Origin of the sequence: Azospirillum sp. TSO35-2 (assembly GCF_003116095.1) — a bacterium.
Classification (GTDB): Bacteria; Pseudomonadota; Alphaproteobacteria; order Azospirillales; family Azospirillaceae; genus Azospirillum.
Genome location: NZ_LGRA01000021.1, coordinates 2,809,530 through 2,827,524 on the forward strand (window position 1 = coordinate 2,809,530; position 17,995 = coordinate 2,827,524).

Here is a 17,995-nt window from a genome sequence, read left to right on the forward strand (position 1 = left end):
AACCGGATGTTTGGCGCGTTGGCGGAGTGCGTGGCGGATTGTTATTGTTGCCAACGATACATTTTCATTTGATATCAATCAAGCCGGCTTTTCGCGGGCAGGCGGGCCGGCGGACCAGCCTGTCAACGCGATACAGATATGACCAGCATGGCGGAACATCAGTATCGCGTACAGTGCCGCCGCGGTGTAGCGTGCCGGGAAAGACCGAACACCGATCCGAGGAACGCCGACCCATGACGCCGTCCGCAACCCCGACCCTGCCGCGCCCGACCGTCTACGCCATCGACGGCGTGATCCCGGTGATCGACCCGACCGCCTTCGTCCACCCGTCGGCGGTGCTGATTGGTGACGTGGTGGTCGGTCCGGGCTGCTACGTCGGCCCTTGCGCCAGCCTGCGCGGCGATTTCGGCCGCATCGTCCTGCAGCAGGGCAGCAACGTGCAGGACAACTGCACGCTCCACGCCTTCCCCGGCCACGACGCCATCGTCGAGGTCGACGGCCATGTCGGCCACGGCGCGGTGCTGCACGGCTGCATCGTCCGCCGCAACGCGCTGGTCGGCATGAATGTGGTGGTGATGGACGGGGCGGAGATCGGCGAGGAGTCGATCGTCGCCGCGATGGCCTTCATCAAGGCCGGCTTCGTCGTGCCGCCGCGCACGCTGGTCGCCGGCCTGCCGGCCAAGGTGGTGCGCGAGCTGCGCCCCGACGAGATCGCCTGGAAGGGCGAGGGCACGGAGGAGTACCAGCGCCTCGCCCGCCGCTCGCTCGCCACCATGGTCGCCTGCCCAGCCCTGACGGCGGAGGAGCCCGGCCGCGGCCGCGTCGATGCCGGGACCGGCCAGCCGCTGCACAAGGTGAAGGGCGGCTGACCCGCCGGTGGAGTCAGCCGTCCGCCCCCACCTCGGCCGGCGCCGGGCGGGTGGCGAGCTGGTCGGCGCGGGCCTGCAGCTTGTCCAGCAGTTGGTCGAGCTGCGTCCGCTCGTCGATCGACAGCGCGTCCGTCACCTCCGCCTGATAGGACAGCGCCAGCGGCACGATCTCGGCGTAGATGTCCAGCGCCTTGGGCGTCAGCGTCAGCAGCGCCTTGCGCCGGTCGGTGTCGCCCGATTCGCGCAGGATCAGCGCCGAGTCCAGCATGCGGCTGATGGCGCGGCTGACCTGCACCTTGTCCATCGCGGTGCGCTGGGCGATCTCCCCGGCGCTCATCGTCTCGCCGCCGCCCAGCACGGCGATGATCCGCCATTCCGGGATGGTGATGCCGAACCGCTTGTCGTACAGCTTGGCCAGCGTGTGGCTGACCGTGTTGGCCAGCACCGACAGCCGGTAGGGCAGGAAGCGGGTCAGATGCAGCACCGGCAGCTCCGCCGGGGCGGATGCGGTCTTCGACAGGGCGGCACGGGGGCGTCGGGCGGGCGGCATCGGCGGGGCAGTCGTCTGGTGGGAGGCGGGCGCCACCCATCCTGCTCCGGAATTTTTGGCTTGCAACAGTTTCAATCGAAACTATCATCCGGACACACAGGATGAGCGGTCGTGGACACCGCCGGACCACCAAGGCGGGACAGGGCCAAGGATAGGGAAGAGAGCGAATGAAGCTGGCAAGTTTGAAGGCGGGCGGGCGCGACGGCACCCTGGTCGTGGTGTCGCGCGACCTGACCCGCGCCATCCCGGTGCCCGCCGTGGCGAAGACGCTCCAGGCCGCGCTGGACGACTGGGCGGCGGTGGCGCCGCAACTGGAGGACGCCTACCGTGCGCTGAACGCCGACCCGGCGGCGGGCCAGCCCTTCGACCCGGCCGCCGCGGCCTCGCCGCTGCCGCGCGCCTACCAGTGGGCCGACGGCTCCGCCTACGTCAACCATGTGGAGCTGGTGCGCAAGGCGCGCGGGGCGGAGATGCCGCCCAGCTTCTGGACCGACCCGCTGATGTATCAGGGCTGTTCCGATGGCTTCCTGGCGCCGATGGACCCGATCCCGGCGGCGACCGAGGCGTGGGGCGTCGATTTCGAGGCGGAGATCGCCGTGGTCACCGACGACGTGCCGATGGGCGTCTCGGCGGCGGCGGCGCGCGGCCACATCCGGCTGCTGATGCTGGTCAACGACGTGTCGTTGCGCAACCTGATCCCGGCGGAGCTGGGCAAGGGCTTCGGCTTCTTCCAGTCCAAGCCGGCCTCCAGCTTCTCCCCCGTCGCGGTGACGCCGGACGAGCTGGGCGGGGCCTGGGACGGCGGCAAGCTGCACCGGCCGCTGGTGACGACGCTGAACGGCCAGCCCTTCGGCACGCCCGACGCCGGCACCGACATGACCTTCGACTTCCCGACGCTGGTGGCGCACGCCGCCAAGACCCGCCATCTGGCGGCTGGCAGCATCATCGGGTCCGGCACCGTGTCGAACAAGCTGGACGGCGGTCCGGGCAAGCCGGTGGCCGCCGGCGGCGTCGGCTATTCCTGCCTGGCGGAGCTGCGGATGATCGAGACCATCGACCAGGGCGCGCCGCAGACCCCCTTCCTGCGCTTCGGCGACCGCGTCCGGATCGAGCTGTTCGACGAGGTCGGCGCCAGCGTCTTCGGCGCCATCGACCAGGAGGTGGTGCGCTACGACGGGCCGTGAGGTCAGGCGGCCGGCGTATCCGGCCGGCGGCGGAGCGGATAGGGGCGGATCAAGGCTTCGGCCGGGATCCGCCACTCCCGGTGCAGCTTCCAGGCCTGCTCCAGGGTCAGATGCCGGGTCCGGTTCATCACCTCGGACGCGCGCGCCTTGGAGCCGAGCAGTTCGGCCAGATCCTTCTGCCGCTTTCCCGTCTGTTCCATACGGGCGCGCAACGCATCCGGGGCCTCCGGCGGGTCGATCGGCCAGTGCTCGTCCTCGTACCGCTCGATGACCAGGGCGAGCAGGTCGAAGCGGTCGGCTTCGGCGGTCCCCGGTTCGGGTTCCTGCTCGAAATAGGGCTCGATCTCGCGCAAGGCCCAGTCATAGTCGGCTTCGGTTTTCAGCGGGCGGATGTCCATGGTCAGACGGTCTCCGGGTCGATGCGGTCGTAGTCGTTGTGCGTGCCGACGAACTTCACCAGGACGCGCTTGAAGCGGTAGGCGACATGCACGATCAGCCGGTATTTGTTGCCGCCGCTGTCGAAGATCACCCGGTTGTCGGCGATGAAATCGACCGTGGTCCCGAACTCGCGTTTGATGTCCGCCGGTGATTGCCAGGACGCGCTTTTCACCTGCGCGTACCACGCTTCCAACGGCGCTTCCGCTTGGGGGTGACGGTCCCAGAACTCCTTCAGCGTCCGCCGGGCGATGATCTGCATGGCGTCAGGCTAGCAGGTTCCACATTTGGGAACAATGGAACGCAAACGCCCGGATCGAGCCGATCCGGGCGTTCATGCCTTGCCATGCCGTGCCGATCCGTCTTACCCCAACGCCCCCGCCAACAGGCGTTCCGGCGGCGGGGCTTCCGGGATGTGCTGGGAGACGTAGCCTTCGCTGTGGATCTGGTCGTCCCTGGCGCCCAGCGCGCGGGCCGCGGCGACGCAGGCCTCGACGAAGGCGGGGCTGCCGGCGGTGAAGATGGCGTGGCCGGACAGGTCGGGGAACAGCTCGGGCAGGATGGTCGGGATGCGGCCGGTCAGATGCTCCGGCCGGTCCTCGCGGGTCAGGGTCACCTTGACCTTGAAGTTGCGGTATTTGGCCTGCCAATAGCTCAGCAGCCCCAGCTCATAGACGTCGGCCTGGGTGCAGGCGGAGAACAGCAGCGTCACCGGCGGGCGGTAGCCGCGGCGCAGCGCCGCGTCGGTCAGCGCCAGGATGGGGGCGAGGCCGGAGCCGGCGGCCATGCACAGCACCGGGCTGTCGACCGAGGGGTCGCCGATGAAGGTGCCGTAGGGGCCGGACAGCTTGACCATGCTGCCGACCGTCAGGGTGTCGTGGATCCAGCCGCTGGTCGGGCCGCCGTCGACGCGGGTGACCTGCAGCACGATCTCGCCGTCGGGGCGCGGCGCGTTGGCGATGGAGTAGCAGCGCGGCGGCGCGCCGGCCGACGCATCGCCCAGCATCACATACTGCCCCGGCCAATAGCGCAGCGGCTGGCCGAGCGGGCGCAGGCGCAGTTCGACGATCCGGGGGGTGCGCGGGATGCGGTCGGTGACGATGAACAGCACATTCTCGCGCGGCGGGAACAGCTTGGGCTGGGCGTCGGCGGTGCCGTATTCGATCACCAGCTCGTCGGAGATCGGCTTGGCCATGCACATCAGGCCGTAGCCGTCCTTCCGCTCGGCCTGGGACAGCGCCATGTCCAGCACCATGCCCTGGTCGAACTGGCCGGCGATCACCTTGACCTTGCATTCGCCGCAGGCACCGGCGCGGCAGTTGTTGGGCAGGGCGTAGCCGGCCTGTTCCAGCGCCGACAGGACGGTTTCACCGTCGCGGCACTCGACCGTGCGGCCCGATGGGTGGAGGCGGATGCGGCTCACCGGGGGGATCCTTGGCGGAGTGGGTAAGGTATGGCGACGTGATGCCCCCTCCCTAACCCTCCCCCGCTTCGCGGGAGAGGGGACTGCCGCAATCCTTACCCTCCACCGCCAAAGGCGGGGGAGGGAGGGACCCGCGAAGCGGGAGGGAGGGGGCCGCGGGGACGGACCTCAGAACACCGGGATGATTTCATCCATGTCGATGTCCCGGACTTCCTCGCCGGTGATGTCGACCTCGGGGATCGCCGGGAAGGGGATGCCGTAGCGGTCGAGAACGCCCTTCAGGTTCAGCATGGCGTTGCGCCAGTTGTCCTTCTTCGCCTCGTAGGTCGGGATGTGGAAGCCGGCCTTGCGGGCGATCTCCTCGGCCTCGCGCTGGGTGGCGATGAAGTCGTCGGGCAGGTCCCAGAACTGGGGCGGCGGCTCGAACAGGACGGCGGACAGGAACAGGTAGCCGGCGCGGATCTGCTTGGTGATGATCGAGCGGTCCTCGACCGCCAGATGCGGGTAGTCGCGCTCCATCACCGACATGCAGATCGCCATGTGGCGACCCTCGTCGCGGCCGATGTTGCGGAAGGCTTCCTTGAACACCGGTTCGCTGCAGCCGGCCGCCATCTGGTGGAAGATGGTCGCCGCCGCAATCTCGCCCATCAGGAAGGAGCTGAACAGCACGGCCAGCGAGTATTTCGGCACCGCCTTCTTGTAGCCGTCCCAATAGCGCCCGCCGTTGTAGTACAGCCAGTGGGCGTTCTTCTGCAGCCGGCGGCCGAGGTCGGTCTTCGGCTCGTAGGTCAGCGGGCTGCTCGCCTCCAGCAGCTTGGTGATGGCGAGACCGCACATCTGCTCGTGGTTCTGCTCGTCGCGGGTGACGGAGAAGAAGCAGCGGCGGACCGGATCCTCCTCATGGACCTCGTAGGTCTTGATCAGCGCGTGGGCGAAGACCGGCGGGGCGGAGGCGTCGAACACCGACAGGATGGTCCACCAATAGGCGATGGCCTCCCGCTCCTCCCACGAATAGCGCGACACGTCGAAGCTGTCCCACGGCAGCTTGGCCGGGTCCCAGTTCTCGCGCTGGGCGGCGGCGTAGACCTCCTCCAGCTTCTTGGTCTGCGACACCCAGGACAGCGGATAGACGTTCGGCTGCGGCGTGGCGGGGGGGAACTCCATCGTGTTGGCGATGGGGGTGTAGTCCTTGGACATGGGGGCGTTTCCTCCGGGGGGGCTTTTTGCTGGGCGCTCACATTTCCATCGGCGCCTTGTGGTCATTATATGACACAGACTTTTCGGCACATCAATATTTTCTGTATCACGTTTGATGTGGCGGAGCCCCGCCCTAAGTCGCTGATTCCATGAGATAAGCGTCAGAAGGCCCCGAATTGATCCAGATCAATTCGTTCGCTCCACCAGCGGTATCGGGTGTTTCCGTATCGGATCGCGGCGGTCAGGCCGCGGTCAGGCAGGGGATGCTGCCGCGGACCAGCTCGCGGGTCGCCGGGTCGATGTCGGCGACGATGCAGGCGTGCATGTAGGCGCGGGCGAGGACGTCGAGAACGAAGTCGATGTCGCGGGACCGGCGGTGGAACTCCTCGATCCGAACCGGCGAGCCGAACACCGCCTGCCAGAAGGTCGGGGTGTCGAGCGGCCCGAAATTCATCGCCCAGAAACCGAAATTGGGCTGTCCGCTCGACGTCTCGCGCAGCAGCAGCTCGACCCGCTGGTGACGGCGGTCGGCGGCGATGCGGGCGTACAGCTCCTCGACCACCGCCGGCTCTCCCTCCAGCACCTGCAGGAAGACGCCTTCGAACTCGACCAGGAAACCGGTGACGCCCAGGCGCCGGTTGTTGCGGGCGCTTTGCAGGCAGATGTCGACCATCGCCGTGTAGGGCAGTCGCGCCACGGCCTCGCTGCGGTAAACGATGGTCAGCATCGGCGGCCTCCCCGGGGCGTCGGTCGAACAACGATGCTCAGTTTATCCCGGTCTCCGGGCGCCGTGCATCGGCTTTTCCGGCCCTCGGCCATTGGTCGCAGGCGGAGAAGGGCCGGGGGGAGCGGGCTATGCCGCCGCCACGCTCTCCAGCCCGCCGAAGCGTGTGTTGAAGGACGGCTGGGCGTCGGGCAGCGGGCCGTTGGCGGTGGTGGCGGCGCCCATCAGGAACGCCTCCGACGGGGCGGCCAGCCGGCGGTAGAGGTTGCGCGTCAGCATCCGCGATTCCTGCCCTGGCCAGTCGGCCGGCAGCAGGTCGGGCGGCAGCATCGGGTCGCGCAGCAGGATGCGGCGGAAATCGTGGATCATCAGCGTCCGCAGCGCGAAGCACACCGCCGGGTCCAGCGTGTCGGCGGCGTCCACCGCCGCCCACACCGGGCGGAAGTGATCCAGGAAGGTGGCGTAATCACGCTCCAGCTGATCAATGTCCCAACAGCCGCGGACGAGGTCGCGCAGCGCGCCGAACCCCTCGGTGCGGTCGAGGCTGGCCTTCATGTGGACGATCTTGTCGGCGATGCCCAGCTCCGCCAGCAGACGGTGCATCGCCGCCTCGTCGCAGTTGGGGTGGGCGTAGACGGTGGCCGACGCCGCGCCGAAGCCCTGCCAGACCAGTTCGCGCCGCAGCGCGTCGCGCGTCTCGCCGTCGAGCGCGTTGGGCGGCACCATCAGCAGGTCCCAGCCGCGGTCCCATTCGCGGGCCAGCGGCGCGTAGATCCGCCGTTCCGCCGCGGCGAAGCGTTCCTTGCCGCTGTCGGTGACGCGGTAGAAGCTGCGGCGGCCGATCTGCGTGTTGGTCAGCCAATCGTCCTTGCACAGCCGGAACACCGATGTGCGGACGATCCGCTCGCTCAGGCCGAACAGGGCCATCAGCTCGATCAGGCTGCCCAGCCACGCCGAGCCGCCATGCGGCAGCACCGCGTCGCCATAGACGGTGATGATCAGCGACTTCGCCCGCGGCGCGATCGTCTCGGTCAGGTGGGCGGCGAGGTCTTCGGGGCGGCGCGGGCGGGCCATGCGGTCGGAACGTCCTTGACGGCGGGTTGAGATGATGGGGATGGGCCCGCGCCGGCAGGCGCGACGGAGTTGTATACCCAGCTCTGCCCCCGCAGGGCCAGCGCCGCGATACGGCGGGTGGGGCGATCGGCGGGGCAGGGCGCCGGGATAGGAGGCATCCCGGACTTTCCGTTTGACAATCATTAATGTGATACACTACGGTTGGCGCTGCAAAGTAAAACTGTGTCATAAAATGAAACGTGCATCCGCCGCCCTGTCCTTGGAGGGATTGCAAAGGGAAAGGGTCGCTTCCGGCAACATCCGCACGTCGTTTGTGGGCAAGTCGGCGAAAATTTTTCTTCCGAAATGATTTCCTTTGAAACATTATGCTTGTCAAATCGTCCCCCGCGCTGGGGCCGGGTGATGCCCGGACCGGCGGAAGGGGGCAGAATGCCGCCAAAAAAACGGGAGGAATTCATGCGCAAACGCCTGCTCTCCACCATGGCCGCCGTCACCCTGACCGGGTTGGCGATGACCGGCCTGACCGGCACGGCCTCGGCCGCCGAGCCGATCAAGATCGGCGCCATCATCTCGGCGACCGGCCCGGCCTCCTTTCTCGGCGACCCCGAGAAGAAGGTGCTGGAGCTTTACGCCGACCGCATCAACAAGGCCGGCGGCGTCGACGGCCGCCCGGTGCAGCTGACCGTCTATGACGACGGCGGCGCGGCGGACAAGGCGGCGTCCTTCACCAAGCGCCTGATCGAAAGCGACAAGGTCGACGTGATCGTCGGCGGCACGACGACGGCCGCCACCATGGCCGCGGTGCCGCTGGTGGAACGCGCGGAGGTGCCCTTCATCTCGCTCGCCGGCGCCGTGGTGATCGTCGAGCCGGTGAAGAAGTGGGTGTTCAAGACCCCGCACACCGACCGCATGGCCGCGGAAAAGGTGATGGAGGACATGAAGAAGCGCGGGCTGACCAAGCTGGCGCTGATCTCCGAGGATTCGGGCTTCGGCAAGTCGGGCCGCGAGCAGACGCTGGCCGTCGCCAAGGAGCGCGGCGTCGAGCTGGTCGCCGACGAGACCTACGGCGCCAAGGACACCGACGTCACGGCGCAGCTGACCAAGGTCAAGAACAACGCCGCGGCGCAGGCCGTGCTGGTGTTCGGCCTGGGCCAGGGCCCGGCGGTGGTGACCAAGAACTACCGCCAGCTCGGCATTTCCCTGCCGCTCTACCAGTCGCACGGCGTGGCGTCGAAGGAATACATCCGGCTGGCCGGCGGCGCCGCCGAAGGCGTCCGCCTGCCGGCCGCCGGCCTGGTCGTCGCCGCCCAGCTGCCGGAGAGCGATCCGCAGAAGACGGTGGTGACCGACTTCACCAAGACCTACGAGCAGGCCTTCACCTCCGAGGTGTCGACCTTCGCCGGCCACGCCTATGACGGGCTGATGATCGCGCTGGACGCGGTCAAGCGCGCCGGCGGCACCGACAAGGCCAAGCTGCGCGACGCCATCGAGCAGACCAAGGGCTATGTCGGCACCGGCGGCACCGTGACGATGAGCCCGAAGGACCATATGGGCCTGACGCTCGACGCCTTCCACATGGTGGAGGTGAAGCAGGGCGACTGGGCGCTGGTGAAGTGACGAGGGCTTCCGCTCCCGTCCTTTTCACATCACCGATGCCCCCTCCCTAACCCTCCCCCACCTCCGGTGGGAGAGGGGACTGCCGCCGCCTGCCCGTAAGGCACCCTCTCCCACCGGAGGTGGGGGAGGGTCGGGGAGGGGGCCAGCGAAGCGGAAACCCAACGATGTTCGCGGAACTGCTGCAATACATGCTGTCGGGGCTGACCATCGGCGCGATCTATGCGCTGGCGGGGCTCGGCTTTTCGATCATCTACAACGCCAGCCACGTCATCAACTTCGCCCAGGGCGAGTTCATCATGATCGGCGGCATGGCGTCGGCCACCCTGACCGCGTCGGGGGTGCCGCTGCCGCTGGCGATCCTGATCGGCTGCGGCGGCGCCATGCTGGTCGGTGTGCTGGTCGCCAAGTTCGCGGTGGAGCGCGCCCGCAACGCCTCGACCGTCACCCTGATCATCATCACCATCGGCGCGTCGATCTTCCTGCGCGGCGTGGCGGAGCTGATCTGGGGCAAGGACTTCAAGCGGCTCGACGCCTTTTCGGGCGAGACGCCGATCCAGATCCTGGGCGCCTCGATGCAGCCGCAGTCGCTGTGGGTGGTCGGCTGCGCCGCGGTGCTGATCGTCGCCATCGGCCTGTTCTTCGCCAAGACGCTGACCGGCAAGGCGATGCTCGCCACCTCGCACAACCGGCTGGCCGCCCAGCTGGTCGGCATCGACGTGAAGCGGGTGGTGCTGGCCTCCTTCGCGCTGTCGGCGGCGCTGGGCGCGGTCGGCGGCGCGGTGGTGGCGCCGATCACCTTCTCCTACACCGAGATGGGCATCATGCTGGGGCTGAAGGGCTTCACCGCCGCGGTGCTGGGCGGCCTCGGCAACGGGCCGGGCGCGGTGGTCGGCGGCGTGATCGTCGGCGTGGCCGAGGCGCTGGGCGCCGGCTACATCTCGTCGGCCTACAAGGACGCCATCGCCTTCGTCATCATCCTCGCCGTCCTGCTCTTCATGCCGAACGGGCTGTTCGGCAAGCGCGGCACCGAGCGCGTGTAAGGACCGTAAAGTCGATGAATGCACTTCTCCACGGGCGGCTGACCGGCCTGCTGGTCATGGGCGCGGTGATCGCGATCCTGCCGGCCTTCCTGCCCAACAACTTCTATCTCGACATCGCCATCCTGGCCGGCTTCAACGCCATGGTCTGCGTCGGGCTGAACCTGCTGATCGGCTATGCCGGGCAGATCAGCCTGGGCCACGCCGGCTTCTTCGGCATCGGCGCCTACGCCTCGGGCGTGCTGGCCGGGACCTACGGCTGGCCGCCGATCCTGGCGCTGCTGGCCGGGGCGGTGTTCGTCGGGGTGCTGGCCTTCGCCGTCGCCAAGCCGATCCTGCGGCTGAAGGGCCATTACCTCGCCATGGCGACACTGGGCATCGGCATCATCGTCTCGATCGTGCTGCGCACCGAAAGCGGCATCACCGGCGGCCCCGACGGCATGATGGTCGACCCGTTCAAGATCTTCGGCGTCGAGCTGTATGGCGAGAAGGTCTGGTACTGGGTGGTCGGCGCGCTGCTGGTCGGCGTCGTCTGGCTGTCGCTGAACCTGATCGACAGCCCGATGGGCCGGGCGCTGCGCGCCGTCCACGGGTCGGAGGTCGCGGCCGAGGTGGTCGGCGTCGACACCGCCCGCTTCAAGGTCATGGTCTTCGTGCTGTCGGCGGTGTTCGCCAGCGTGGCGGGCAGCCTGTTCGCCCATTACGCCGGCCTGATCACCCCGGCCAAGGCCGACTTCTTCAAGTCGATCGAGCTGGTCACCATGGTGGTGTTCGGCGGCATGGCCTCGACCTTCGGCGCCGTCGTCGGCGCGGTGGTGCTGACGCTGCTGCCGCAGGCGCTGACGGTGTTCCAGGACTACCAGCAGATCGTGCTGGGCGGCATCCTGATGGCGACGATGGTCTTCATGCCGAAGGGCCTGCTTCCCACCCTGGCGGCGCTGCTCCCGGCGCGGAGGCGGGCATGAACATGCTGACGACCCCCGAACTCGCTCCCGACACCGCCGCCCAGGCCCGCCGCGTCGGCCCGCCGATCCTGAAGGTGGAGCATCTCAGCCGCGAGTTCGGCGGCGTGCTGGCGATCGGCGACCTCAGCTTCACCATTGCCGCCGGCGACATCCACTCGATCATCGGGCCGAACGGGGCGGGCAAGACCACGCTGTTCAACCTGGTGACCGGTGTCTACAAGCCGTCGGGCGGGCGGGTGCTGTTCGACGGCGCCGACGTGTCGGGCATGGCGCCCTACAAGCTGGCCGCGCGCGGCATGTCGCGCACCTTCCAGAACCTGCAGATCTTCTTCAACATGACGGCGCTGGAGAACGTCATGGTGGGGCGGCACCTGCACCTGAACACGCGGCTGCTGCCGGCGCTGTTCCGCTTCCCCTCGCTGGTGCGCAAGGACCGCGAGGCGCGTGACCGCGCGGTCCAGCTGATGACCGACGTCGGGCTGGCGAAATACGTCGACGCCGACGCCGCCTCCATGCCCTACGGCGCGCTGAAACGGCTGGAGATCGCCCGCGCCCTGGCCTCGGAACCCAAGCTGCTGCTGCTGGACGAGCCGGCCGCCGGCCTGAACGCCACCGAAAGCCGCGAGATCGACGAGGTCATCAAGACCGTCGCGGCGAACGGCGTCACCATCATCCTGGTGGAACACGACATGAAGATGGTGATGGGCATCTCGCACCGGATCACCGCGCTGAACCACGGCCGCAAGCTGGCCGAGGGGACGCCGCAGGAGGTCGCCTCCAACCCCGACGTCATCGCCGCCTATCTCGGCGCGGCACCGTAAGGAAGGCCGAGGGACATGCTTCTGGAAATCGACGGCCTCAACAGCCATTACGGCCGCATCCACGCCCTGAAATCGGCCAGCCTGACCGTGCGCGAGGGCGAGCTGGTGGCGCTGGTCGGCGCCAACGGCGCGGGCAAGACGACGCTGCTGCGCACCCTGTCCGGCGTGCATCCCGCCAGCAGCGGCCGCATCACCTTCGACGGCTGCGACATCACCCGGATGAAGGCGGCGCGCCGCGTCGCGGAAGGCGTGGTGCAGGTGCCGGAGGGCCGGCAGCTCTTCGGTCCGCAGTCGGTCGAGGACAATCTGCGGCTCGGCGCCTATCGCCGCGGCAGCGGCCGGCCCGACGACGACATCGACCGCCTGTACGAGATGTTCCCGGTGCTGAAGGTCAAGCGCGACCAGCCCGCCGGCACCCTGTCGGGCGGCCAGCAGCAGATCGTCGCGCTTGGCCGCGCGCTGATGGCCAAGCCGCGCCTGTTGCTGCTCGACGAGCCCAGCATGGGCCTGGCCCCGCTGCTGGTCGCCGAGATCTTCGACGCGGTGCAGCGGCTGAAGCGCGAGGGCACGACGATCCTGCTGGTCGAACAGAACGCCCACGCCGCGCTGTCGATCGCCGACCGCGGCTATGTGATCGAGACCGGCGAGATCGTGCTGAGCGACAGCGGCGCCGCGTTGCTGAGCAACGAGCGGGTGCGGCAGGCCTATCTGGGGCTGTGAGTGCGGTCATGATACGGTGTCGGCTGGCGAGTGCCCCCACCTGACCTCCCCCGCTTTCGCAGGGGAGGGACTGCCGCCACCTTTCCGAACAAGCACTTGCCCCCTCCCCTGCGAAAGCGGGGGAGGGTCGGGGCGGGGGCAAGCGCAGCATCAACCGAGCGGACGCCAAACCCGTGAAACTCCACACCTACTTCCGTTCCTCCGCCGCCTACCGCGTGCGCATCGCCCTGAACCTGAAGGGGCTGGCGCCGGAGCAGGCCTTCATCCATCTGCGCCGGGGCGAGCAGGCGAAGCCGCCCTACGCCGACCTCAACCCGGAGCATCTGGTGCCGGCGCTGGAGGTCGAGGGGCCCGACGGTCACCATGTCCTCACCCAGTCGCTTGCCATCATCGAGTATCTGGACGAGACGCACCCCACCCCGCCGCTGCTGCCGGCCGATCCGCTCGGCCGGGCGCGGGTGCGGGCGTTGGCGCTGGCGGTGGCCTGCGACGTCCATCCGTTGAACAACCTGCGCGTCCTGGGCCATCTGAAGGCGATGGGCCACAGCCAGGAGGAGGTCGACGGCTGGTACCGCCACTGGATCGCCGTCGGGTTGACCGCGCTGGAGGCGCAACTGGCGGCGGACCCGCGCACCGGCCGCTTCTGCCATGGCGACGCACCGGGGCTGGCCGACGTGCTGCTGGTGCCGCAGATGGCCAACGCCCGCCGGTTCGGCTGTCCGTTGGACGACTACCCGACCCTGCGCCGGATCGACGAGGCCTGCCAGGCGCTGCCGGCCTTCGCCGCCGCGGCGCCCGAGCGGCAACCGGACGCGGAAGCCTGAAAACCATCGGCCCGCCCAGCGGTTGCCGCCACGGAAAGTCACAGCCCGAACGTCGGGTGTTAACGGTTTCCGCGCCCCTTTCGGTAGTATACAGATAGGTTGAATGGGGCGGGACAAGCGGTCGGGCGATGCTGGGCAACTTTTCTTCGATGGCATACGACCTTGCCGAGAACATCGCGGCAAGCGCCTTCGTCGTGCTCGCCTACACCTTTCTGATCCGCCGGTCCGACTGTGGGCGCGACCTGACCCGGCAGTTCGCCTTCGGCGCGGTGATGGCGCTGACCGCCGTCTTCTCGATGATCCATCCGATCCATGTCGGGCCGGGCCTGATCATCGACGCGCGCTCGCCGCTGGTCGGCTTGGCGGCCTTGTTCGGCGGCCCGATCTCCGCCGCGCTGACCGCGACGGCGGCGGCCGGCTACCGCGCCTGGCTGGGCGGCGTCGGCATGGAAGCCGGCATGGCCAACGCGCTGGTGTCGTTCCTGACCGGCGTCGGATTCGCGTGGTGGATGCGCCGCCGGGGCCTGCGGCTGGGGGCGGTGTCGCTGCTGCTGTTCGGGCTGCTGCTGACGGTGGTGTCGCTGTCGACGCTGCTGCTGCTGCCCAGCCTGGATCTGGCCGCGCAGGTGCTGGGCCGGACGGCGCTGCCGCTGCTGACCATCGGTCCGCTCGGCACCCTGTTCCTCGGCGGGCTGCTGCTGCGCGAGCAGCGCCATCACAGCGCCGAGCAGCGGCTGGGCGAGAGCGAGGCGCGCTATCGCCTGCTGGCCGACAACGCCACCGACATGATCCTGGAGATGAAGGCCGACGGCGCGGTCCGCTACCTGTCGCCCTCGGTGCGCGACATCCTGGGCCATGACCCGGCGGAGATCGTCGGCCGCGCCCCGGCGGCGCTGCTGCATCCCGACGACCTGGAAAGCGCGGCGCTGGCCTTTTCCGGCATGAAGCCGGGCTCGCCGCCGGTCACCTTCACCCACCGGCTGCGCCACAAGGACGGGCGCTACCTGTGGGTCGAATCCAGCATGCGCCCGGCGCTGGACGCCGACGGCGCCTTCACCGTGGTCGGCGTCGTCCGCGACGTGACCGAGCGCAAGCGCTACGAGGAGGAACTGTCCGACGCCCGCGCCGAGGCGGAGGCGGCCAACCGGGTCAAGTCCGACTTCCTGGCGTCGATGAGCCACGAGATCCGCACGCCGCTGAACGGTGTGATCGGTTTCGCCGACCTGCTGCTCGGCACCGACCTGACGCCGGAACAGCGCCAGTACGTCGCCCTGCAGCGCGAGGCCGGGCGCGGGCTGCTGGCGATCATCGGCGACATCCTCGACTATTCGAAGATCGAGGCCGGCAAGCTGGAGCTGGAGGAGCGTCCCTTCGACCTGCAGCGGCTGCTGCGCGACTGCCGCGACCTGATGAGCAACACCGCCTCGCAGAAGGGGCTGCTGCTGCAATTGTCGCTGGGCGCCGCGGTGCCGCGCCATGTCCGCGGCGACGAGGCGCGCATCCGCCAGATCCTGCTGAACCTTGTCGGCAACGCCGTGAAGTTCACCGAACGCGGGTCGGTGCTGCTGTCGGTCGGGATGCTGTCGGCGGAGGGCGGGGAGGGCGCCGTGGCGTGGCTGCGCTTCGCGGTCAGCGACACCGGGCCGGGCATCCCCTCGGCCGATCAGGTGAACCTGTTCCAGCGTTTCAGCCAGGGCGACCGCTCGACGACGCGGCGCTACGGCGGCACCGGCCTCGGCCTCATCATCTCCAAGCAATTGTCGGAGCTGATGGGCGGGCGGATCGGCGTGCAGAGCAGCCCCGGCGTCGGCAGCACCTTCTGGTTCGAACTGCCGCTGCCGGTGACGGCGGCGACCGGGGTGGCGGGGGTGACGCCCGACCGGGCCGCCGCGGGCGCGCCCAGCCGGCGCGGCGCGCGCATCCTGCTGGCCGAGGACGTGCCGATGAACCAGATCGTCACCTCCTCCATCCTGTGCAAGGCCGGCCACAGCGTCGAGGTGGCGGAGGACGGCGCGCTGGCGGTCCAGGCGGTGCGCGGCGGTGATTTCGACCTCGTGCTGATGGACATGCAGATGCCGCGGATGGACGGCCTGCAGGCGACTGCGGCGATCCGTCAGCTTGGCGGCCGGCGGGGTGCCGTGCCGATCATCGCGTTGACCGCCAACGCGTTGACCGATCAGCTCCAATTGTGCCTGGATGTCGGCATGAACGACCATGTGACCAAACCGATCGAGCGCGACACCCTGCTGGCCGCGGTCGACCGCTGGCTCGATGCCGGGCCCACCACCGGGACGGCCGGCGACCGGCCGGACGGTTCCGGTGCGGATGGTGGGGTGGCGGAGGATGCGCCGGACGCCGACACGGTGCCGGTGCTGAACCGCGCCAGCCTGGACACGCTGGCCGACACGCTGGGGGCGGAGGTGCTGCCGCGCTTCGTGCTCGGCACGCTGAGCGAACTGGCCCTGCGCGTCGACCGCATCAGCGAGGCCCCGACCGCCAGGGAGGCGGCGGCCGACGCCCACGCCATGGTGTCGCTGGCCGGCAATGTCGGTCTGCTGGAGCTGTCGCGCCTTGCCCGCGCGGTCCAGCACGCCTGCGAGCAGGACCGCCCCGACGCCGCCCTGCTGAAGGCCGACCTGCGCGACGCCGTCAACCGCGCCTCGTCGACGCTGCACGCGGCGCTGCCGACCCTGGGCGCCGCGGTGGAGACGGTGGGGCGCTGAGCCCGCCGGAGGTCGGAACCGTCCGCCGTCAACCCGTCAGCGGTTGACGATCAGGGCGACCCCGGCGACGGCGACGGCGGCGCCGACCCAGGCGCCCAGCGCCGGGCGCTGGCCGGTCAGCACCCACATCATCGGCAGGATCAGCACCGGGCTCAACGCCGACAGGGTGGCGACGACGCCGGCGTTGCCGTTGGCCAGCCCGATCAGCAGCAGCGTCATGCCCAGCCCGACGCCCAGCAGCCCGTTGCCGGCGACCTGCAGCGCCAGCCTGGGCGTCAGGCCGGGCCCGAAGCGGAACAACCCGGCCGCCACGGCGCCGAGGCTGGTGGCGGCGCCGGTCCGCACCGCCGACAGCGCGCCGATGGCGGTGAACATCAGCGCCGCCGTGGTGACGCGCACCGCGGCCGACGCCACCGGGTCGGCGCCCGCCGCCATCACCGGCTTGGCGATGACCGACCCGACCGCCTGGCCGACCGCCGCGACCATGCAGACCGCCACGGCGGCCAGCAGGCTGCCCTGCACCGCCTCCCAACTGTGGGTGGAGCCGGAGCGCAGCGCCACCGCCAGCATCACCCCCAGCGTGACCAGCAGGACGCCCAGCATGGTCCAGGGCCCCAGCGCCTCCCCCAGCACGGCGTAGGCGAGCAGGGCGGTCAGCGGTGCGTTGGCGGCGTAGATGACGACGTTGCGGCGCGGACCCAGCCGGCTGAGCGACCAGAACAGCGCCATGTCGCCCAGCACGATCCCCATGGCGCCCGACAGCGCCAGGGTCAGCACGGCGCCGCCGTCCAGCGTGTGCCAGCCGCCCATCAGCGTGGCGGCGGCCAGCAGCCCGGTGGCGACGATGGTCAGGCGCAGCCGGTTGAAGGCGATGGAGCCGAGCACGCGCACTGGCCCGATGGCGATCAGGCCGCCGGCGGCCCAGCACAGCGCCGCGCCCAGCGCGGCCATGTTGGCGATCATGATGGTGACGGGACCGTGGTCGAACGAAAGGGACGGGCACTCTACAACCACCGCCTGCTGCCCGCAAAATGAGCATCGCGCATGGCCGGGCCGCCCTTCTCCGCAGGGGGAACCCGCCGACGGTCGCCGCCGTTGATTCGAGTGATCTCATGATTTGGGCCAGCTCAGGAGGACGCGACCATGCGGACAGGACCAACGCGGCACACCCCGGCTCCCCTCGCCGCGGCGACCGCGCTCGCGGCCGGGCTTCTGCTGTCGGCGCCGGCGGCCCAGGCCCAATCGGCCGGCGCGTCATCGAGTTGCGGCGCGATGGTGGAGCAGTTCGCCGCCGACCAGGGCCTGTCGACCAGCCCGCCGCCGGTCGCGGTGCCGGGGACCTCGGCCCCCGGCCTGTCCGGTTCGACCCCGCGTGAGGACTCCGGCAGCGGCGCGGCGGGCGGTGCGACCAGCAACCGGCTGGCGCAGTCGGGCGGCATGGTCGCGCCACCGGCCGTCGGCGACCGTTCGGTGATCGAGCCGCCGTCGACCGGCAGCAACATGCCGACGGCGCCGGCGGTCGGGGCGGACAGCGGCTCCCGGGCGACGCCGGACGGCGCCCCCGGCAGCGCGGGAAGCAGCGGCGGCGGGCTGATGGAGCAGGCGGCGCGCAACGCCCAGCTTGAATCGCTGGTCACCGCCGCGCGCAGCGCCGCCCGCGACGGCGACGAGAGCCGGTGCATGGACAGCCTGAGCGATGCCCGCCGCCTGTCGCAGACCGCGCCGGGCGGCGGCTGAGCGAGGCGTGCAGGCACCTCCACCCTGGAAACGACACGGATCATCGCGATGAAACTTGGACCCTACCCGCCGGCCCCGCCGCACGAAACTCCCGT

The 17,995-nt window shown here is 69.6% G+C and carries 18 protein-coding genes; 10 read left to right on the plus strand and 8 right to left on the minus strand.

All coding sequences use genetic code 11. The features are described from left to right. The first annotated feature begins 233 nt into the window (after positions 1-233). A complete protein-coding gene (locus TSO352_RS28720; protein ID WP_109110464.1) occupies positions 234-869 on the plus strand; it encodes a transferase hexapeptide repeat family protein in 636 nt (211 codons plus the stop codon). A 13-nt stretch (positions 870-882) separates the two neighbouring features. Here TSO352_RS28720 and TSO352_RS28725 read toward each other — a convergent pair whose 3' ends face one another. After that, positions 883-1,455: a MarR family winged helix-turn-helix transcriptional regulator gene (locus TSO352_RS28725; RefSeq protein WP_247872486.1), complete on the minus strand. Its 573-nt coding sequence runs from the start codon at positions 1,453-1,455 to the stop codon at positions 883-885. A gap of 131 nt (positions 1,456-1,586) precedes the next feature. Between TSO352_RS28725 and TSO352_RS28730 the strand changes: the two genes are divergently transcribed. Continuing rightward, the gene (locus TSO352_RS28730; RefSeq protein ID WP_109110466.1) at positions 1,587-2,603 is read left to right on the plus strand and encodes a fumarylacetoacetate hydrolase family protein; all 1,017 of its coding nucleotides are present in this window, start codon (positions 1,587-1,589) and stop codon (positions 2,601-2,603) included. 2 nt (positions 2,604-2,605) lie between these two features. Here the strand turns inward: TSO352_RS28730 and TSO352_RS28735 are convergent, their stop codons facing one another. The 6 genes from TSO352_RS28735 to paaX form a co-directional block, all read right to left on the minus strand. Continuing rightward, positions 2,606-3,001 (minus strand): XRE family transcriptional regulator, encoded by a 396-nt coding sequence (locus TSO352_RS28735; RefSeq protein WP_109110467.1) that lies wholly within the window; start codon positions 2,999-3,001, stop codon positions 2,606-2,608. 2 nt (positions 3,002-3,003) lie between these two features. After that, on the minus strand, positions 3,004-3,300 hold the full coding sequence (locus TSO352_RS28740) for a type II toxin-antitoxin system HigB family toxin (RefSeq protein ID WP_109110468.1): 297 nt from the start codon (positions 3,298-3,300) through the stop codon (positions 3,004-3,006). A 102-nt stretch (positions 3,301-3,402) separates the two neighbouring features. After that, on the minus strand, positions 3,403-4,461 hold the full coding sequence (locus tag TSO352_RS28745; RefSeq protein WP_109110469.1) for a 2Fe-2S iron-sulfur cluster-binding protein: 1,059 nt from the start codon (positions 4,459-4,461) through the stop codon (positions 3,403-3,405). Between the two features lie 168 nt (positions 4,462-4,629). Further along, a complete protein-coding gene (locus TSO352_RS28750; RefSeq protein ID WP_109110470.1) occupies positions 4,630-5,658 on the minus strand; it encodes a hypothetical protein in 1,029 nt (342 codons plus the stop codon). Between the two features lie 241 nt (positions 5,659-5,899). Next, the gene (locus tag TSO352_RS28755; RefSeq protein WP_109110471.1) at positions 5,900-6,385 is read right to left on the minus strand and encodes a BLUF domain-containing protein; all 486 of its coding nucleotides are present in this window, start codon (positions 6,383-6,385) and stop codon (positions 5,900-5,902) included. A 126-nt stretch (positions 6,386-6,511) separates the two neighbouring features. Next, a complete protein-coding gene (gene paaX / locus TSO352_RS28760; protein WP_109110472.1) occupies positions 6,512-7,456 on the minus strand; it encodes a phenylacetic acid degradation operon negative regulatory protein PaaX in 945 nt (314 codons plus the stop codon). Positions 7,457-7,912: 456 nt separating this feature from the next. On the opposite strand from paaX, the gene TSO352_RS28765 reads away from it, so the two are divergent. The 7 genes from TSO352_RS28765 to TSO352_RS28795 all read left to right on the plus strand — a co-directional run bounded on the left by TSO352_RS28765 (position 7,913) and on the right by TSO352_RS28795 (position 16,163). Continuing rightward, positions 7,913-9,073 carry an ABC transporter substrate-binding protein gene (locus tag TSO352_RS28765; RefSeq protein WP_109110473.1) on the plus strand — a complete coding sequence of 387 codons (1,161 nt, stop codon included), beginning with the start codon at positions 7,913-7,915 and terminating at the stop codon, positions 9,071-9,073. Positions 9,074-9,237: 164 nt separating this feature from the next. Further along, positions 9,238-10,113: a branched-chain amino acid ABC transporter permease gene (locus TSO352_RS28770; protein WP_109110474.1), complete on the plus strand. Its 876-nt coding sequence runs from the start codon at positions 9,238-9,240 to the stop codon at positions 10,111-10,113. 14 nt (positions 10,114-10,127) lie between these two features. After that, positions 10,128-11,075, plus strand: coding sequence for a branched-chain amino acid ABC transporter permease (locus TSO352_RS28775; RefSeq protein ID WP_109110475.1), 948 nt, complete (start codon positions 10,128-10,130; stop codon positions 11,073-11,075). Further along, the gene (locus tag TSO352_RS28780) at positions 11,072-11,896 is read left to right on the plus strand and encodes an ABC transporter ATP-binding protein (RefSeq protein WP_109110476.1); all 825 of its coding nucleotides are present in this window, start codon (positions 11,072-11,074) and stop codon (positions 11,894-11,896) included. The genes TSO352_RS28775 and TSO352_RS28780 overlap by 4 nt, the downstream gene beginning before the upstream one ends. Positions 11,897-11,911: 15 nt before the next feature. Further along, the gene (locus TSO352_RS28785; RefSeq protein ID WP_109110477.1) at positions 11,912-12,616 is read left to right on the plus strand and encodes an ABC transporter ATP-binding protein; all 705 of its coding nucleotides are present in this window, start codon (positions 11,912-11,914) and stop codon (positions 12,614-12,616) included. Positions 12,617-12,789: 173 nt separating this feature from the next. Next, positions 12,790-13,440 carry a maleylacetoacetate isomerase gene (maiA, locus tag TSO352_RS28790; protein ID WP_109110478.1) on the plus strand — a complete coding sequence of 217 codons (651 nt, stop codon included), beginning with the start codon at positions 12,790-12,792 and terminating at the stop codon, positions 13,438-13,440. 149 nt (positions 13,441-13,589) lie between these two features. Beyond that, a complete protein-coding gene (locus TSO352_RS28795; RefSeq protein ID WP_109110928.1) occupies positions 13,590-16,163 on the plus strand; it encodes an ATP-binding protein in 2,574 nt (857 codons plus the stop codon). Positions 16,164-16,199: 36 nt separating this feature from the next. On the opposite strand, the gene TSO352_RS28800 is transcribed toward TSO352_RS28795, so the two are convergent. Continuing rightward, positions 16,200-17,126 (minus strand): DMT family transporter, encoded by a 927-nt coding sequence (locus tag TSO352_RS28800; protein ID WP_109110479.1) that lies wholly within the window; start codon positions 17,124-17,126, stop codon positions 16,200-16,202. Between the two features lie 180 nt (positions 17,127-17,306). Here TSO352_RS28800 and TSO352_RS28805 point away from each other — a divergent pair, with 180 nt between their 5' ends. Then, a complete protein-coding gene (locus tag TSO352_RS28805; protein WP_109110480.1) occupies positions 17,307-17,900 on the plus strand; it encodes a hypothetical protein in 594 nt (197 codons plus the stop codon). Positions 17,901-17,995 lie beyond the last annotated feature (95 nt).

What these genes read in the sequence shown, in the direction of transcription:
- TSO352_RS28770 (WP_109110474.1), top strand. Translation starts at nt 9,238, where the DNA reads ATGTTCGCGGAACTGCTGCAATACATGCTGTCGGGGCTGACCATCGGC.
- TSO352_RS28730 (WP_109110466.1), top strand. Translation starts at nt 1,587, where the DNA reads ATGAAGCTGGCAAGTTTGAAGGCGGGCGGGCGCGACGGCACCCTGGTC.
- TSO352_RS28780 (WP_109110476.1), top strand. Translation starts at nt 11,072, where the DNA reads ATGAACATGCTGACGACCCCCGAACTCGCTCCCGACACCGCCGCCCAG.
- TSO352_RS28765 (WP_109110473.1), top strand. Translation starts at nt 7,913, where the DNA reads ATGCGCAAACGCCTGCTCTCCACCATGGCCGCCGTCACCCTGACCGGG.
- TSO352_RS28775 (WP_109110475.1), top strand. Translation starts at nt 10,128, where the DNA reads ATGAATGCACTTCTCCACGGGCGGCTGACCGGCCTGCTGGTCATGGGC.
- TSO352_RS28750 (WP_109110470.1), bottom strand. Translation starts at nt 5,658, where the DNA reads ATGTCCAAGGACTACACCCCCATCGCCAACACGATGGAGTTCCCCCCC.
- TSO352_RS28800 (WP_109110479.1), bottom strand. Translation starts at nt 17,126, where the DNA reads ATGATCGCCAACATGGCCGCGCTGGGCGCGGCGCTGTGCTGGGCCGCC.
- TSO352_RS28720 (WP_109110464.1), top strand. Translation starts at nt 234, where the DNA reads ATGACGCCGTCCGCAACCCCGACCCTGCCGCGCCCGACCGTCTACGCC.
- paaX (WP_109110472.1), bottom strand. Translation starts at nt 7,456, where the DNA reads ATGGCCCGCCCGCGCCGCCCCGAAGACCTCGCCGCCCACCTGACCGAG.
- TSO352_RS28785 (WP_109110477.1), top strand. Translation starts at nt 11,912, where the DNA reads ATGCTTCTGGAAATCGACGGCCTCAACAGCCATTACGGCCGCATCCAC.
- TSO352_RS28740 (WP_109110468.1), bottom strand. Translation starts at nt 3,300, where the DNA reads ATGCAGATCATCGCCCGGCGGACGCTGAAGGAGTTCTGGGACCGTCAC.
- TSO352_RS28805 (WP_109110480.1), top strand. Translation starts at nt 17,307, where the DNA reads ATGCGGACAGGACCAACGCGGCACACCCCGGCTCCCCTCGCCGCGGCG.
- TSO352_RS28795 (WP_109110928.1), top strand. Translation starts at nt 13,590, where the DNA reads ATGGCATACGACCTTGCCGAGAACATCGCGGCAAGCGCCTTCGTCGTG.
- TSO352_RS28735 (WP_109110467.1), bottom strand. Translation starts at nt 3,001, where the DNA reads ATGGACATCCGCCCGCTGAAAACCGAAGCCGACTATGACTGGGCCTTG.
- TSO352_RS28755 (WP_109110471.1), bottom strand. Translation starts at nt 6,385, where the DNA reads ATGCTGACCATCGTTTACCGCAGCGAGGCCGTGGCGCGACTGCCCTAC.